The following is a 14,046-nucleotide window of genomic DNA, read 5'->3' as shown; positions in this document are numbered from 1 at the left end:
AAGATATTTTTCAGGATCGGTTTTAAATAGCTCTATACTCATCAAAATCACGCTTAAAGGAGTGTTTATCTCGTGAGTCGTATCGCGGATAAATCCGTCTAAAAACTCTATCTTTGCGTATAGCGGACGCAGAGATAGCCTGATGATAAGATAGGCTATTAGCAAGATCGCAGCCAATACTCCAAGCGAAACGAGCAAAATTTGAGCCTTGAGTGCCAAGAGTTTAACCTTAACATCAGCGCGCTTAATGGCTACGAGATACTCGTTTTGACCCTTTTTATCATGAACTCTAAACTGCACGACATTTTCTTCGCCGTCCATGTAGTTACGCCCCATACCCTGCTTTGGCTTAAAGTCATCTTCTATCACTTCGCCTGTTTTTAAATTTACAACATAAGCTTTCATATCGTCAAAGTCGTCATCATCAAGCTCGCCGTTGTTGTGAAGTTTTATCTGAAGTTCGCGCTTAAAATCCCTAAAATCAAATGCATCCTTGTCCATTATGAAGTGTTTCTCTCTATCATAAAAAACTTTGCCGAAAAACACCAAAAACGCAACGCTGGTTAAAAAATACAGCAAAAATATAGGCAAAACATGGCGTTTTTTAAACATATCTATATCCTAGCTTTGATGCGCTTACTATACGCTCCTTGCCAAAAATTTTGCGCAGTTCGGTTATATAAACGCGCAAACTAAGCTCGCTTGGACTCTCGTCATAGTCCCAAATTTGCTCATAAATTTCATCTCTGCTTATGAACCTATCTCGGTTTTTAAGTAGCAGAGTTAAAAGTTTGGCTTGTTTTTTAGGCATGGTTACTATCTCTTCGCCCTTATATAGCACTCCTTGCTTCATATCAAAGCTGAAATTTTCATCAAGCATTTCAAATTCTCTTACGTTATGCACAAATGTTCTTTTAAGGATATTATTTACGCGCAAAAGCAGCTCTTTAAGCTCAAAAGGCTTTTTGATATAGTCATCACATCCGCTCAAAAAGCCCTTTTGAAGATCGTTTATGGTGTTTAAAGATGTAGTAAATATGCAAGGAGTAAGCCTTCTGGCCTCTCTTAGCTCTTTTAGTAGCTCAAAGCCGTTGCCGCCGATGATTTTAACGTCAAATATCCACAGATCAAAGTTGGTTTCATAAGCCAGACTAAGCGCCTCATCATAGCTTTTAACGCCCTGCACCTCGAAATTCTCGCTTCGAAGATACGAACACATCATATCAAGCAGCATCGCCTCATCTTCGACTACTAAAATTTTAGCCACCATTACTCCTTAAGCTAAATTTACGGATATTACTATTTTTGGTTTTAATAAAGCATAAATTTTAGCTTTAAGCTCTTGAGCCAAAGGACGCAAGAGCCATAAATTTACTGCCACATACAGCCAAAGCCTGCACCATATCCCTGCGAGCCGTTTTTATTTATACCCATTCCTTGCGCTTGATTCATACCGCAATTAAAATTTTGATTGCAGTTTTGATGAGCTTTCATCTTGTGTCCTTTGCCTGATTGATGATGCCAGCCGTAACCGCTACCTTGACTTCCGCCATAGGCGTAAAATCCCATTTTGCGAGCCTCTTTTACGCTTAAAGCGTCTATTTTATCTCTCATCATTGCTCTATACTCTTGCATAAATTTTACTCTCTCATCAGGACTCATCGCAGACATCTTCTTTCTCATCTGCTCTCTAAAGTCGCCTCTTATATCCGCTATCTGCGAATCAAGCTTGCCTGCGCGCTTATGAATTTCAAACGAAATTTCACTTAGCGTCTTTGCGTCCGCACCTGCTATCATGCTATTTAACTGCTCGTTTGAGCTATCGCTAATCGAGCTTGCAAATAAACTTCCCGCGACTAATATCGCGATTAAACCTAACTTTTTCATCTTCTCTCCTTGTGTTGAAATGTAAGTGAAGTATAAAGAAAAGTTGTGAAGAAAAAGTTAAGCAAAATTTATAAAATAATCTATAGTATGAATTTAAATTTATCTTTTTAGTTAAATTTGGTATGTAAATTTAAGATTATAAGAAAGTCAAATTTGACCGAGTAGTTTCGGTCAAATTCCGTGTTGTTTGGATTAAATTTCTATAGGCTTAAGTGCCAGCTCGTTTGCCTCTTTAACGCTTAAATTTAAGACTTTTTCATTGTAGCTGGCGATAAATTTTTCTTTAAATTTCGCTTGCTCATCTTGGCTTATAGAGGCTATCTTTTTATCAAACTCGGCCTTAAAGTCTTGCTTTGAAGCCTCGGCTTCAACTCTTAGCTTGGCGGCTCTTTTATCTATCTCAAATGAAATTTCGCCCAAAGTCTTAGCATCGGCGTTTTTTATCATTTTGGCAAATCCGCACGACTGAGCCTTGTCAAATTTCGCCGATAAATAGGCTTTAAAAGCAACTAATATACTCATGATTTTTAATCTTTTCATATTTTCTCCTTAAAAGTTATGAAAAGATTTTAAAAAGAAGTTGTGAAGAAAAAGTTAAGTCGTCAAACTAAAAAAGAGCGTTTATCTTTTTGATGAAATTTATCGGATTTACCTGCACGCCGTTTACTATGACGCCAAAGTGAAGATGAGGACCGCTAACTCTACCGCTAGCTCCGCTTAGTCCGATTATCTCGCCCTTTTTTATCTTTGCGCCAAGCTTTACGTCAATCTTACTTAAATGATAATACTGCGTATAAATTCCCTCTCCGTGATCTATCACAACCGAGCCTCCAGCGTAGTATCTATCTTTTGCGATTACGACTATACCGTCATTGCTGGACACTACAGGAGTGCCGATAGCCGCACGAAAATCGGTTCCTGAATGATAACTCTTAACCAGACCGTTAAAAACTCTAGCGGTTCCAAATTCGCTTGTGATAACAGAGCTCATGGGACTAATAAACTCGGAGTTAAATTTGAGTCCTTTTGAAGAGGTTGCATAAATTTTACTAGCCTCTTTGCGCTCCTTTTCGATTCTTTCTAAGACATCTTTTGGCGGAGTTACTTTTGAAGGCTCTACGCTTATCTTTTCTTTTTTATAATCTCCCTGCTCAACTTTAAAAATAACGCTCGTAATTTCGCCGTTTAACTCGTTTTTGAAAACCACTTCGCCCTTTTTATGATAGCTTGCCGCAACTATGGCAAATTTTAAATTTTTATCTTTTGGATGAGGATGCCAACTTCTTTTTTTACCGTCGATACTCAAATTTCCTGCAAAATTTGAACTAATCTGAACTATTTCAACATCGCCGTTTATAATGCTCTGAGCTACCAAATTTAGGCATATTGCCACTATTAAAAAAATCTTTTTCATGTAAACACTTTATATAAATTTAGCAAATAATTTTTAAATTTAATAAAAAAATACTATAATAATGCAATTAGTTTATCAAAAAAAGGAAAACAATATGAATAGATTGTTCAAAGTTACGCTTGGACTGCTTGTAATGTTTCAATTCGGGCTTGCCGATCTTACTCAAAATCAAAAAGTAAGAACAGCGCTTAATATACTTGATAGCTTTGGAAGAGGAAACAAAAGCTACAATTTAAAAGATATTAAAGCAATCGCGATCATTCCAAACATGACAAAAGGCGGAGTTATCATCACGGGTCATAGCGGAAGCGGAATTTTTGTCGCAAGAAACGATGATAACGAGTGGAGCAGCCCTGTATTTATTGATTACAGAGGTGCCGGCGTTGGCGTGCAGGCAGGATATCAGTCAAGTGATTTAATCTTGCTTTTTAAATCAAGCAGATCATATGACGGACTGGTAAACGGTAAAGGCTCAATTGATGTAAGTGCAGATGCTTCATTTTTTAAATCGGGTGTTAAAACAGGCGTTATGACGGATTTGCCTGAAATTTCGGCTTGGGCTACTACTCCTGCCGATAATTCGGGGCTTTTTGTAGGCGTTAGCATGAACGTTTCAAACATCGTAGTAAATAATCAAGATACAAATGACTACTACGAGAGAATCTATAATATCGAAGACATATACAACAACTCTCCAAAAGAGAGCAGATACACTCAAAAGTTAAAAGAAGTTATACTAAAATATTTTGATTAAAATTTAGAAGATATGGTTTAGTCTCAGGCTAAACCATATAAAGAGAAACGAATCTTTTTTTATTGATTGGAGAAAATTGAGTCATATACTCAAAAGCCTCTTCGTAATCGCCGTCGGTATATTTTGCAACCTCTTCGATTAGCTCAAAAAGCTCTTCGTCATCCATTGACTCAAAACTGCCTCTATTTTCCAAAACTTCCAGCAACACGGCGTCTAGCTCAAGCTCATCATACGTCATAATCCACCTTTTAAAAGTTTTTGCGGAATTATGCCAAAAGAAACTTTAAATTCGCTTATTTTAATAATTCTTAAAATTCGCAAAATATTTCCAGGTCGCTCTTAATTTTATAACCAAATCAGCTTATCTTAACTATAATATAAATTATGATAGCGATTATAAATTCTGCAAATAAAATTCAAAATTTCAGACATAAAGAGTAACACAATGCAAAATTTTGATAAATTCTATTCAAAATTTTCGGCTTTCTTAAAAGACTTTAATTATAAAAATTCTATCCAAAAAGAAAGAATCCTAAAGATACTTTATGTCAGTGATGAGCACCTAAGCGCAGCCGATATACAGGCTATTTTTAAACATGAATTTGAAGAGAGTATAAGCCTTACGGCAATTTATCAATTTTTAAATTTTCTTGAGGAGATAGCTCTTGCCATCAGCTTTGAAGAAAGCGGAGTTAAGAAATTTGAGCTAAATTTAAAATCGCACCACGATCACATCATCTGCATAAAATGCGGTAAAGTGGCTAGCTTTTACGATGAAACGATAGAGCGAAGACAAGATGAAATTTGCAAAGAGAGAGAATTTAAAAACGAAGGACACACAATGATACTTTACGGAGTTTGCGCACAATGTCAAATTTAGTTATAAAGTCCAAAATAAACGGACGCGTGAGGCTAAAATCAAAAGAATTTAGCCCGGCCAATATAGACAAGATAGAAAAAATATTACAAAATAAAGTTAAAAATTTAAGGCTCAATCCCTACTGCCACTCGCTTATATTGCATTTTGACGAGAGCAAGATAAATTTAGATGAAATTTTTAAAAATTTAAAAAGAGCCATTCCGAATTTAATTCCAGATCAAAATTTAGCAGACAAACCAAGTTTAAAAGATAAAAGCAAAAGGATTTCAAAAAGTGCTTCAAAAGCCTGTTTGCCTTGCAGCGTAGATACTAAACCCAACTGGAAAATCAAACTTCTAAAATTTTCAGCCCTTACTCTGATAGCAGGAGCAATTTTCGTTAAAGAGCATATCATGCTAACTCCGATCGGCGTTATCTCTAAACTTGCTCTTGGCGCATTTAGTCTCTATCTTTCCGTCCCGCTTTTAAAAGAGGGCTTAAGCGAGCTAAAAGAGAAGAAAATCAGCCTTCAAAGCTTCATCGCGTTTGCGCTTATTATCGCGATTTTAGGCGGAGAGGTAACGGCTGCATTTGAGATTATCTACATACTTAGAGGAAGTATGCTCTTTGAAGAATACACTGCGAACAAATCGCGCAGAGAGATTGAAAATTTAATAAGCCTAGATGCTAAAAAAGCGTATGTCCTGCAAGGGGATTTGGAGGTGGAAATTCCGCTTGAAGAGGTAAAAGAAACAGACATCATAGTATGCAGAAGCGGAGAGAAGATCGTAGCCGACGGAGTTATCGTAAAAGGAAGCGCAGAGATAAACGAAGCTATCATAAACGGTCGAAGCGAGAGCGTTTATAAACAAAAACACGATAGCGTCTTTGCAAATACGCTCGTTGAAAAAGGCAGAATATACATCAAAGTAAGCGCAACGGGCAGTGAAACGTATATTTCAAGAGTGATTAGCGAAGTGCAAAAAAGCCTTGCAAACAAAAGCCAGAGCGAACTAAGCGCCGATAAGCTGGCTAGCCGCGTTCTAAAGCTGGGCTCTGCTTTAAGCGTTGGGACGTTTTTTGCGACGGGTTCTTTTCTAAGAGCCTTTAGCGTGATGATCGTGATGAGCTGTCCTTGCTCTACGGTGCTTGCGGCAAGCTCGGCAATAAGCGCCGGAATCGCAAGAGCCGCAAAAGACGGAATCCTCATAAAAGGCGGGGAATTTTTAGAAAATATCAGCCAAAGCGATGTATTTTGCTTTGATAAAACGGGCACTTTAACTACAAGCAAGCCGGTATTGGTGCATTTTGAGCTTAAAAAAGGCGTTAGCAAGGAGGAGTTTTTCAAAATCGCGGCAAGCTGCGAATACCACAACACCCACCCCCTTGCAGTCTCAATCCTTGAATATACAAAATCACTTGGCATAAGCGTAAATTCAAAATTTAAAAGCGAAATTTTACCAGGTCTTGGCGTAAAAGCGACATTTGAAAACAGCGAGTATCTGCTTGGAAATTTAAATATGCTAAAACATCACGGAATAAAAAGAGTAAATTTTAAAGTTGATGAATTTAAAAACAATGCAAACACTATCGTATATCTCGCAAAAGACGGCGTTGTGCTAGGCTTTATGGCGTATGAACACGAGATAAGAGAAGGAAGCGTAGAAGCGGTGCAGGCTTTAAAAAACAGAGGCGTAAAAAAGGTCGTTTTATTAACGGGAGATGATGAGAAGGTGGCGACCGCATTTGCAAAGAAATTTAAATTTGACGAGATTTATCACTCGCTAATGCCTGATGATAAGGCTAGGATCGTGGAGGATTTGAAAGCTCACGGCAAAGTCGTAATGATAGGAGACGGCGTAAACGATACGCTTGCCATGAGCAAAGCGGATGTGGGCGTATCATTTGCCAGCGGAGGAAGTGAAGCCGCGATAGAAATTTCAAATATAGCCATAACAAACTCAAGACCTATGGATATAATCAGGCTTTATGATCTAAGCAAATTCGCACTTAAAGTAGTAAATCAAAACTACCAAATCGGCACAAGTACAAATATGCTAGGAGCCGCTCTTGGCGCTCTTGGAGTGCTAAACCCTGCCGGAGCGGGTCTGGTGCATATCGCTCATACCGCAGGGATCATAGCAAATTCAAGCAGAATAGGCATAAAAAGTTGATAACGATATGCAAAAAACTTTAAGTTAAGCTTAAGTTAAGAAGTGGATAATAACGACAAATAAAGTAAATTTCAAAGGAAAACATTGACCGCAACGCCAAATTTAGTAGCCACGGATATGATTTTAAAGATAGCTTCGTATTTCACGCCGATTCACCACACTGCAGGACGCTTAAGAGTGCGCGTTAGCAGCAAGATAAAAGACGAAGCGCAAAATTTAGATATAAGCAAAATAGACGAGATGATAAACAGTATAGACGGCATAAAAAGCGTCAAATTTAATAAACTTATAGGCTCGGTAACCATAGAATACGATAAAGAAGTATTTGCAAAAGAAATTTGGGATGATCTGCTTGCGGGCAGAAACATGGATCAAATTTCAATCAGGATAAACGAACTTGCAAGGAATATATATGCAAAATGAGAATTTTGATGAAATTTTAGTTACGGCGTGCGCGCTTGAGTCAAGAGGCGTAAAGCTGTATGAGAATTTGCAAAAGCAAGATGATGTCTTTGCTCAAATTTTAGCGGTTAGAAAAAGCGGTCTAACGCTTTTAGAGCAAAGCTACGGAAGCGTTAGTTATAAGGAGCAGGAGTGCTTTTTTGCGCCGTCAAACGACATTCAAAGCTCGCTTATAAAAGCTCTTAATTACGAGATAGAATTAAATGCCGCCTATGAAAATTTAACTCAAAATTGCGATGATGAGGGCTTAAGAGATATACTGTTTAGACTTTGGGCCACTTCTCACAACGAATACATACCTGCTCTTAAAGCAAGGCTATGTACCGAGCTAAATGCCCAAAACAATGGCTACGCATCAAATTTCAACAAGCAAGAGTATAAAGAGTATAAAAAAGATGATTGCGATGATGATAAAGATGAGTATAAAAAGTATGAATACGGCGATAAATTCGGCTTTGGCGGATTTAACGAGAACTCATTTAAAGAGATGAGTAAAATTTTAGAAAAAGTAGCCTCAGGCAGAGGATCGCAAGAAGATATTGCGGCACTTTTAAACAGTCCTCATATATCATTTTTCGGTGGGCTTGCGCTTGGTGGGCTTGCGGGGGTATTTTTAAACAACATGATAAAACAAGAAGGCAAAGAAGATGATAAACAAAACCAACAATAAAGGATTCAACATGGCACTACCATTTATAGCAGGAGTTGTGGCAGGCGGACTTGTCGTAGCGGCATTTAACAACAGAAAAAAAGTAAAATCGGCACTTGAGTGCGGACTTGAAAAAGGTAAAAACGTAGCAAACGAAGTAAAGGAATTTACTACAGAGAAATTTGAAAAAATTTCAAAAGACATCAAAAAAGAGGTCAAAAAAGGCAGAAAAAAAGCTGAAGCCAAAGTAGAAAAAACCGAAGAAAAAGCTCTGGCAGCAAAGAAAAAAAGAGCGCCAAGAGCTAAAAAACCGGCTGCTCCTAAAGTAGAAATAGCACCGGTGGCAGGCGCTGAATAATGAACCCGCTAACTTCAACAACAAGGCTTCCTATAGATCATATGATAAGCGGAGCCTTAATCGCAGGCATAACGGTAGGCGGACTAAGCTACAACGAATACAAAAAAGGCAATATAAGCTGTAAAGAAGCGACTAAAAAAACTCTAAAGCTAGGCTTGCAAGGAGGCATAGCCGCAGCTTGTGCGATCAGCGCTTCAAATAAACTCGTAAGAAGAAACTATATAGGTGCGGCGCTTACTACGGCAATAGGCGTAGGGACTATAGTATTAACAGAAAAATTAATAAATCCAGAGGAACAAATATGAACAACCCTTATATAAATTCAACTCAAACCGTAAATAAGCTAAATGATGACGGAAGCACTACTACAACGACAACGACCGTAAGAACTACGGGCATACCAAGCGCTTTTGACAAAAGCGTAAATGGCGCACTAAAAGACTTCGTTCCTGAAAATTTTAACGCCGCTCACTTCATCAAAGGCGCTTTAATAGGCGGTGCGGTAGCTTACGTATTATCAAATGAAAAAGCTCAACAAGTGATATTCTCCGCTATCGTAAAGGGATCGAATTTGCTTCAAGCCGGATTTGAAGAGCTAAAAGAACGATTTGAAGATGTAAAGGCTGAAATTGAGTCACAAAAATAAAATTCGCATCGCTCATCAAAGCAAAAACCGAGTTAGGTTTATCTGCGATGAGATCACTTCAAGCTGCGATGAAAGTTTTTTAGAGGCTCAAATTTCGGAATTTAAATACGTAAAAAGCGTAAGGCTCAATAAAAAAGCAAAGAGCATAATCGTAGAATTTCACTCAAATTTAGATGATATAACTAAATTTTTAGAAAATTTAAAGATCAAAAACCTAACCAAAACAAAAGAAGAGCCAAGCAAAGCAGAGATCTATAAAGCGGCTTTATCTATGGCGCTTAATCCGCTTTTGCCCGATCATAAATTTAAAGGATTAGCCACGCTTTATGCCTCAGCTCCGCTTTTTAGCGAAGGTATTAAGGAGCTTTTTAGCGAAGGTGTCACATCAAAAGTACTTGAATCAATGGCTGTTGGAGTAAGTCTTGCAAGGCGTGATTTCTTGGCGGCAAACAGTACAAATTTGATGCTTGCGCTTGGCGAATACATGGAAGAAAGCGCAGTTCACAGAAGTGATGATCTGGTAAAAGAGCTTGCAAAGCCAAATATCGAAGAGGTCTGGGTAGAAAAGATAGAAAAAGGCAAAAAAACCCTTACGAAAGTAGCCACCGAAAGCGTAAAGATAGGTGATATCGTAGTAGTGGGTGCAGGCGAAAGTATCGGCATAGACGGATATATCGTAGAAGGCGCGGCAAGCGTAAATCAAGTATCCATGACAGGCGAAGCCGAACCCGTGAAAAAAGAGCGCGGCGATCGTGTGATGAGCGGAACGGTAGTTGAGGATGGGCGCATAAAAATTTGGGCGGAGGGAGTCGGCGAAGAGACTGCAACCGCTCGCATAAAGCAATACATCCAAAGCTCGCTTAATGAAAAATCAAGCGTCGGGCTAAAGGCTACTAAGCTTGCCGATAAGCTAGTGCCAGTAACCTTATCGCTTGCTGGTCTTTCTTATATCATGAGTAGCGACATGACTCGCGTAGCTTCGGTGCTTCAGGCTGATTACTCATGCGCTCTTAAGCTTGCAACTCCCGTTGCCTTTAAGTCAAGCATATCAAAGGCGGGTCGTAACGGAGTTCTCATAAAAGGAGCAAAAGCCATAGAGGCGCTTGCCGCTGCGGATACATTTGTATTTGACAAGACCGGCACGCTCACTTACGGAAGCTTACAAGTAGTAGAAATCCACTCGTTTAAAGAAAACGTAAGCAAAAGCGAGCTTTTAAATTTAACGGCAAGCGCAGAAGAGCACTACTTCCACCCTGTAGCTGAAGCCATAGTAAAAGCGGCTCGCGAGATAGGATTTCACCATATCCACCACGATGAGGTTGAATTTATCGTCGCTCACGGCGTTAAGACTTATGTAGGCGGCAAGGAAGTCGTGATAGGTAGTAGGCATTTTCTTGAAGATGATGAGAAAATTTGCTTCAAAGAGCATGAAAGCATCATAAGTAACGCCATTACCAACGGACTAACCCTTCTTTACGTAGGATACGATAAAGAGCTCTTGGGCGTAATAGCCATGAAAGATACGATGAGAGAAAACGCCAAAGAAGCGCTTAAGCAGCTTAAAAAAATGGGCGTAAAAGAGCTCATAATGCTAACCGGCGATATCGAAAGTAAGGCTCATCAGGTAGCAAGCGAGCTTGGTATCGATAGGGTATTTGCCAACTGCTTGCCTACGGATAAGGCAAAGATCATAGAGCACCTTAAACAAGAGGGCAAAAACGTAGCTTTCATAGGAGACGGCATAAACGATGCACCGAGCCTTATGCGTGCAAATGTCGGTATAAGTATGCAAAAAGGTGCCGATATAGCAAAAGCCACGGCTGACATAAGCCTGCTAAAAGACGATATATACGCAGTTGTCACAGCAAAAGATATGGCAAATAAAACCATGCGACTTATAAATACGAATTTTAATGCCACGGTCGGCATCAATTCGCTTATATTAGCAGGCGCTACATTTGGGCTTTTAAACCCTATCGCAACTGCATTTTTGCATAACGGAACCACGATAGGACTACTTGCAAATTCCATGAAAGGCGTAAGGCTTAAAAAAGGTGATTCATAATAAATTTTAATCTTGGGATAATTAATGGATAAATTTTTAAACGACATAAACGATAAGTTGGATTTTTTAAACGGGTTTTTATATAGCTATTTTTTAGTTATTGTTCTTATTTTTGCGGGAATTTACTTTAGCTACATCACTAGATTTGTTCAGTTTAGGATGTTTGTCGAGGCCCTTAAGGTGCTAGTTGAAAAGAAAGACAAATACAACAAATACCAAATTTCGCCGTTTCAAGCGCTGATGATCTCAACCGCCTCAAGAGTAGGCATAGGCAACATCGCAGGAATTTCCGCAGCCATAGTCGCAGGCGGTCCGGGAGCGCTATTTTGGATGTTTATCATGGCGTTTTTAGGCTCGGCTTCAGCATTTGCCGAAAGCACCCTAGCGCAAGTTTATAAGACTAAAGATAGGCTTGGGTTCAAGGGAGGTCCTGCGTATTACATCAAAAACGGACTTGGCATAAAGTGGCTTGGAAGCTTGTTTGCAGTTATCCTGATCATTACTTACGCCTACGGATTTAACGGACTTCAGTCATACACGATGACTTCGGCTTTTGAAATTTATTATGATCAAAGCGGAAGCGGAGTTTCATTTCAAGACAGCCTTCTTCCGTTTGCCATCGGGATAATTTTAATGGCGTTTAGCTTCTTGCTGTTTTTCTCAAAAAGCCACGTTATAGGCAAGGTAAGCTCTTATGTAGTTCCTTTCATGGCTCTTACTTATGTAACGCTTGCATTTATAGCTATCATCATAAATTTAGACGAAATTCCGCAAGTTATGAGGCTCATATTAGATAGCGCATTTGACTTTAAGGCGATTTTTGGCGGATTTGCAGGCAGCGTGATAGTTATCGGCATTAAGCGCGGTCTGTTTTCAAACGAAGCGGGCATGGGCTCAGCTCCAAATGCAGCCGCAGCGGCACACACAAGCCATCCGGTAAAGCAAGGGCTAGTGCAAGCTCTTTCGGTTTTTATCGATATGACTATCTGTATAGCTTCAGGGCTTATAGTATTATTTTCTAAAGCCTATCTTACAAAGCAACTAGCCGCAAACGGCGAGCCACTAACGGCGCTTCCGCTCATTCAAGCGGCTATGAGAGAGTATTACGGCGATATAGGGCTTCACTTTACTACCGTTGCGGTGGTACTATTTGCGATCACTTCGCTTATAGGCAACTTCTACTACGCACAAGCGAATATGAAATTTTTAACCAAAGACAATAAACCTATGCTACTATTTAAAGCTACAGCCGTTATTATGGTATTTGTAGGCTCGCAGATGAATTTAAAAATAGCTTGGAATATAGCAGACGTTACCATGGCATTTATGGCCACCATAAACATCATAGCGATACTTCTGCTTTCAAAGGTCGTCATGAAGGTATTAAAAGACTATGAAAATCAACGCAAAGCAGGCGTAAATCCGGAATTTCACCCTGAAAGCCTCGGTATAGAAGGCACAACTTGCTGGAAAGGAAGATAATGATAAGCGGAGAGCTTTTAAATTTAAACACGCATAGAAAGGTTGCTAAAGTCGGCATGAGCGTAACTTTAGCAACAGTCTGCCTTACTTCATTTAACCTAAAAAGCAAAGCCGCTAAAAGACTTCATGTCGCTTCAGGATGGGCTTTTGTAGGCTTTTCTTTATATCATGCGGGACTTTATGATAACGGAATTTTTAAAAATATGATAATAAACGCGCAAAAGAAGCAAGCCGTAGAGAAAAGACTTGCCAAAACCGCAAAGACGAAAAAGATCAAAGATGTTGATAAGCGAAGCTGAAATTTTAGCCTACATCAACGAGGATTTGCCCTACTTTGATCTTACGACAAGCCTTCAAAATATAGATAAAAACGCTGTTTTAGAGATAAAAACAAGAGAGGATATCATCGTAAGTTGCGTTGATATCTCAGCTAAAATCGCAAATTTATTAGGATGTGAGGCTAAAATTTGCGTGCCAAATTCCAAGCAGGCAAGAGAAGGCGAAACGATAATTAAAATTTCAGGAAGCTATAATGACGTGCATAAGGCTTGGAAACTAGCTCAAATCACGCTTGAATACGCTTGCAAAATTTCAACTTATACGAATTTGATGGTTAAAGAAGCAAGAAAAGTAAGCGACAAATGCCAAATTTTAACCACAAGAAAGACATTTCCATTTGCTAAAAAGCTCTGTTTAAAGGCGGTTTTAGAAGGAGGCGGAGGAGTTCACAGGCTAAATTTAAGTGATAGCGTGCTGTTTTTTGATAATCACATCAAAGCATATGCTGGTTTTGATGATTTTTTAGCCGAAATTCCAAATTTTAAAGCCAAAGCCCCCGAAAAAAAGATCGCCGTAGAGTGTGAAAATCTTGAGAATTTCGCCAAGCTTTTAAAGGCAGGTGCAGACGTGATTCAGTGTGATAAAATGAATCTAGATGAGCTTAAAGAGGCTGTAAATTTAAAAAACAGAGCTAACTCAAATACTATCGTTATCGCAAGCGGCGGCATAAACGCTAAAAATGTAGCTCTTTATGCGGCTACCGGCATTGATGCCGTTACAACCTCAGCCGTATATACACAAGGGATGGCTGATCTTACGGCTGTTTTAAGCGTGTTAGATTGATATTTTTGCAATTACTAAAAATAAACAGGTGCGATTTTATAAATTATAAAAGCATTTTAAATATGTTTAAAAGTTATATTTGAGTCATTATCGCGTCTTGCACGCGGAAAGTTTTTATAGACTAGATTTTTAAAGCAAAACGGCGGCACGGCCAAGCGACAATACCGCCTAATT

General features: G+C 39.0%; 17 protein-coding genes and 1 pseudogene. 12 read left to right on the top strand and 6 right to left on the bottom strand.

Annotated features, from left to right (window positions below):
* From CDOM15925_RS09080 to pgp3, 5 genes and pseudogenes are all read right to left on the bottom strand, one after another.
* Positions 1-612, bottom strand: a pseudogene (locus tag CDOM15925_RS09080) (sensor histidine kinase); the annotation flags it as partial.
* The gene (locus CDOM15925_RS09075) at positions 605-1,267 is read right to left on the bottom strand and encodes a response regulator transcription factor (RefSeq protein ID WP_169943095.1); all 663 of its coding nucleotides are present in this window, start codon (positions 1,265-1,267) and stop codon (positions 605-607) included. The pseudogene CDOM15925_RS09080 and the gene CDOM15925_RS09075, both read right to left, overlap by 8 nt.
* A 104-nt stretch (positions 1,268-1,371) precedes the next feature.
* Positions 1,372-1,887 carry a DUF1104 domain-containing protein gene (locus CDOM15925_RS09070; protein WP_169943094.1) on the bottom strand — a complete coding sequence of 172 codons (516 nt, stop codon included), beginning with the start codon at positions 1,885-1,887 and terminating at the stop codon, positions 1,372-1,374.
* A 192-nt stretch (positions 1,888-2,079) separates the two neighbouring features.
* Positions 2,080-2,427, bottom strand: coding sequence for a DUF1104 domain-containing protein (locus CDOM15925_RS09065; protein WP_169943093.1), 348 nt, complete (start codon positions 2,425-2,427; stop codon positions 2,080-2,082).
* Between the two features lie 67 nt (positions 2,428-2,494).
* A complete protein-coding gene (gene pgp3, locus CDOM15925_RS09060) occupies positions 2,495-3,301 on the bottom strand; it encodes a peptidoglycan metallopeptidase Pgp3 (protein ID WP_169943092.1) in 807 nt (268 codons plus the stop codon).
* A 94-nt stretch (positions 3,302-3,395) separates the two neighbouring features.
* Between pgp3 and CDOM15925_RS09055 the strand changes: the two genes are divergently transcribed.
* The gene (locus CDOM15925_RS09055) at positions 3,396-4,055 is read left to right on the top strand and encodes a lipid-binding SYLF domain-containing protein (RefSeq protein WP_169943091.1); all 660 of its coding nucleotides are present in this window, start codon (positions 3,396-3,398) and stop codon (positions 4,053-4,055) included.
* A 28-nt stretch (positions 4,056-4,083) separates the two neighbouring features.
* Here CDOM15925_RS09055 and CDOM15925_RS09050 read toward each other — a convergent pair whose 3' ends face one another.
* Entirely contained in the window at positions 4,084-4,293 is a 210-nt protein-coding gene (locus CDOM15925_RS09050; protein WP_169943090.1) for a hypothetical protein, read from the bottom strand.
* A gap of 207 nt (positions 4,294-4,500) precedes the next feature.
* Between CDOM15925_RS09050 and CDOM15925_RS09045 the strand changes: the two genes are divergently transcribed.
* The 11 genes from CDOM15925_RS09045 to modD all read left to right on the top strand — a co-directional run bounded on the left by CDOM15925_RS09045 (position 4,501) and on the right by modD (position 13,872).
* Positions 4,501-4,935 (top strand): Fur family transcriptional regulator, encoded by a 435-nt coding sequence (locus tag CDOM15925_RS09045; protein WP_169943089.1) that lies wholly within the window; start codon positions 4,501-4,503, stop codon positions 4,933-4,935.
* Positions 4,923-7,088, top strand: a complete 2,166-nt coding sequence (locus tag CDOM15925_RS09040; protein WP_169943088.1) for a heavy metal translocating P-type ATPase — start codon at positions 4,923-4,925, stop codon at positions 7,086-7,088. Before CDOM15925_RS09045 ends, CDOM15925_RS09040 begins: the two co-directional genes overlap by 13 nt.
* An 84-nt stretch (positions 7,089-7,172) precedes the next feature.
* Complete coding sequence (locus CDOM15925_RS09035) at positions 7,173-7,511, top strand: HMA2 domain-containing protein (protein ID WP_169943087.1); 339 nt, start codon at positions 7,173-7,175, stop codon at positions 7,509-7,511.
* Positions 7,501-8,220 carry an aminotransferase gene (locus tag CDOM15925_RS09030; RefSeq protein ID WP_169943086.1) on the top strand — a complete coding sequence of 240 codons (720 nt, stop codon included), beginning with the start codon at positions 7,501-7,503 and terminating at the stop codon, positions 8,218-8,220. Before CDOM15925_RS09035 ends, CDOM15925_RS09030 begins: the two co-directional genes overlap by 11 nt.
* Before the next feature lie 10 nt (positions 8,221-8,230).
* Positions 8,231-8,557 (top strand): hypothetical protein, encoded by a 327-nt coding sequence (locus CDOM15925_RS09025; RefSeq protein WP_169943085.1) that lies wholly within the window; start codon positions 8,231-8,233, stop codon positions 8,555-8,557.
* Positions 8,557-8,862, top strand: a complete 306-nt coding sequence (locus CDOM15925_RS09020) for a magnetosome protein MamC family protein (protein WP_249934728.1) — start codon at positions 8,557-8,559, stop codon at positions 8,860-8,862. The genes CDOM15925_RS09025 and CDOM15925_RS09020 overlap by 1 nt, the downstream gene beginning before the upstream one ends.
* Positions 8,859-9,203 carry a YtxH domain-containing protein gene (locus CDOM15925_RS09015; protein ID WP_169943084.1) on the top strand — a complete coding sequence of 115 codons (345 nt, stop codon included), beginning with the start codon at positions 8,859-8,861 and terminating at the stop codon, positions 9,201-9,203. The genes CDOM15925_RS09020 and CDOM15925_RS09015 overlap by 4 nt, the downstream gene beginning before the upstream one ends.
* Positions 9,187-11,268 carry a heavy metal translocating P-type ATPase gene (locus CDOM15925_RS09010; protein WP_169943083.1) on the top strand — a complete coding sequence of 694 codons (2,082 nt, stop codon included), beginning with the start codon at positions 9,187-9,189 and terminating at the stop codon, positions 11,266-11,268. The genes CDOM15925_RS09015 and CDOM15925_RS09010 overlap by 17 nt, the downstream gene beginning before the upstream one ends.
* Positions 11,269-11,292: 24 nt before the next feature.
* Positions 11,293-12,750, top strand: coding sequence for an alanine/glycine:cation symporter family protein (locus CDOM15925_RS09005; RefSeq protein WP_169943082.1), 1,458 nt, complete (start codon positions 11,293-11,295; stop codon positions 12,748-12,750).
* Entirely contained in the window at positions 12,750-13,049 is a 300-nt protein-coding gene (locus tag CDOM15925_RS09000) for a helicase (RefSeq protein ID WP_211436721.1), read from the top strand. Before CDOM15925_RS09005 ends, CDOM15925_RS09000 begins: the two co-directional genes overlap by 1 nt.
* Complete coding sequence (gene modD / locus CDOM15925_RS08995; protein ID WP_169943081.1) at positions 13,030-13,872, top strand: ModD protein; 843 nt, start codon at positions 13,030-13,032, stop codon at positions 13,870-13,872. The genes CDOM15925_RS09000 and modD overlap by 20 nt, the downstream gene beginning before the upstream one ends.
* The last annotated feature ends 174 nt before the right edge of the window (positions 13,873-14,046 follow it).

It is taken from the genome of Campylobacter sp. RM15925 (assembly GCF_012978775.1).
Classification (GTDB): Bacteria; Campylobacterota; Campylobacteria; order Campylobacterales; family Campylobacteraceae; genus Campylobacter_A; species Campylobacter_A canis.
Note: the sequence above shows the minus strand (reverse complement) of the source record. Positions and strands in the feature narration are given on the sequence as shown.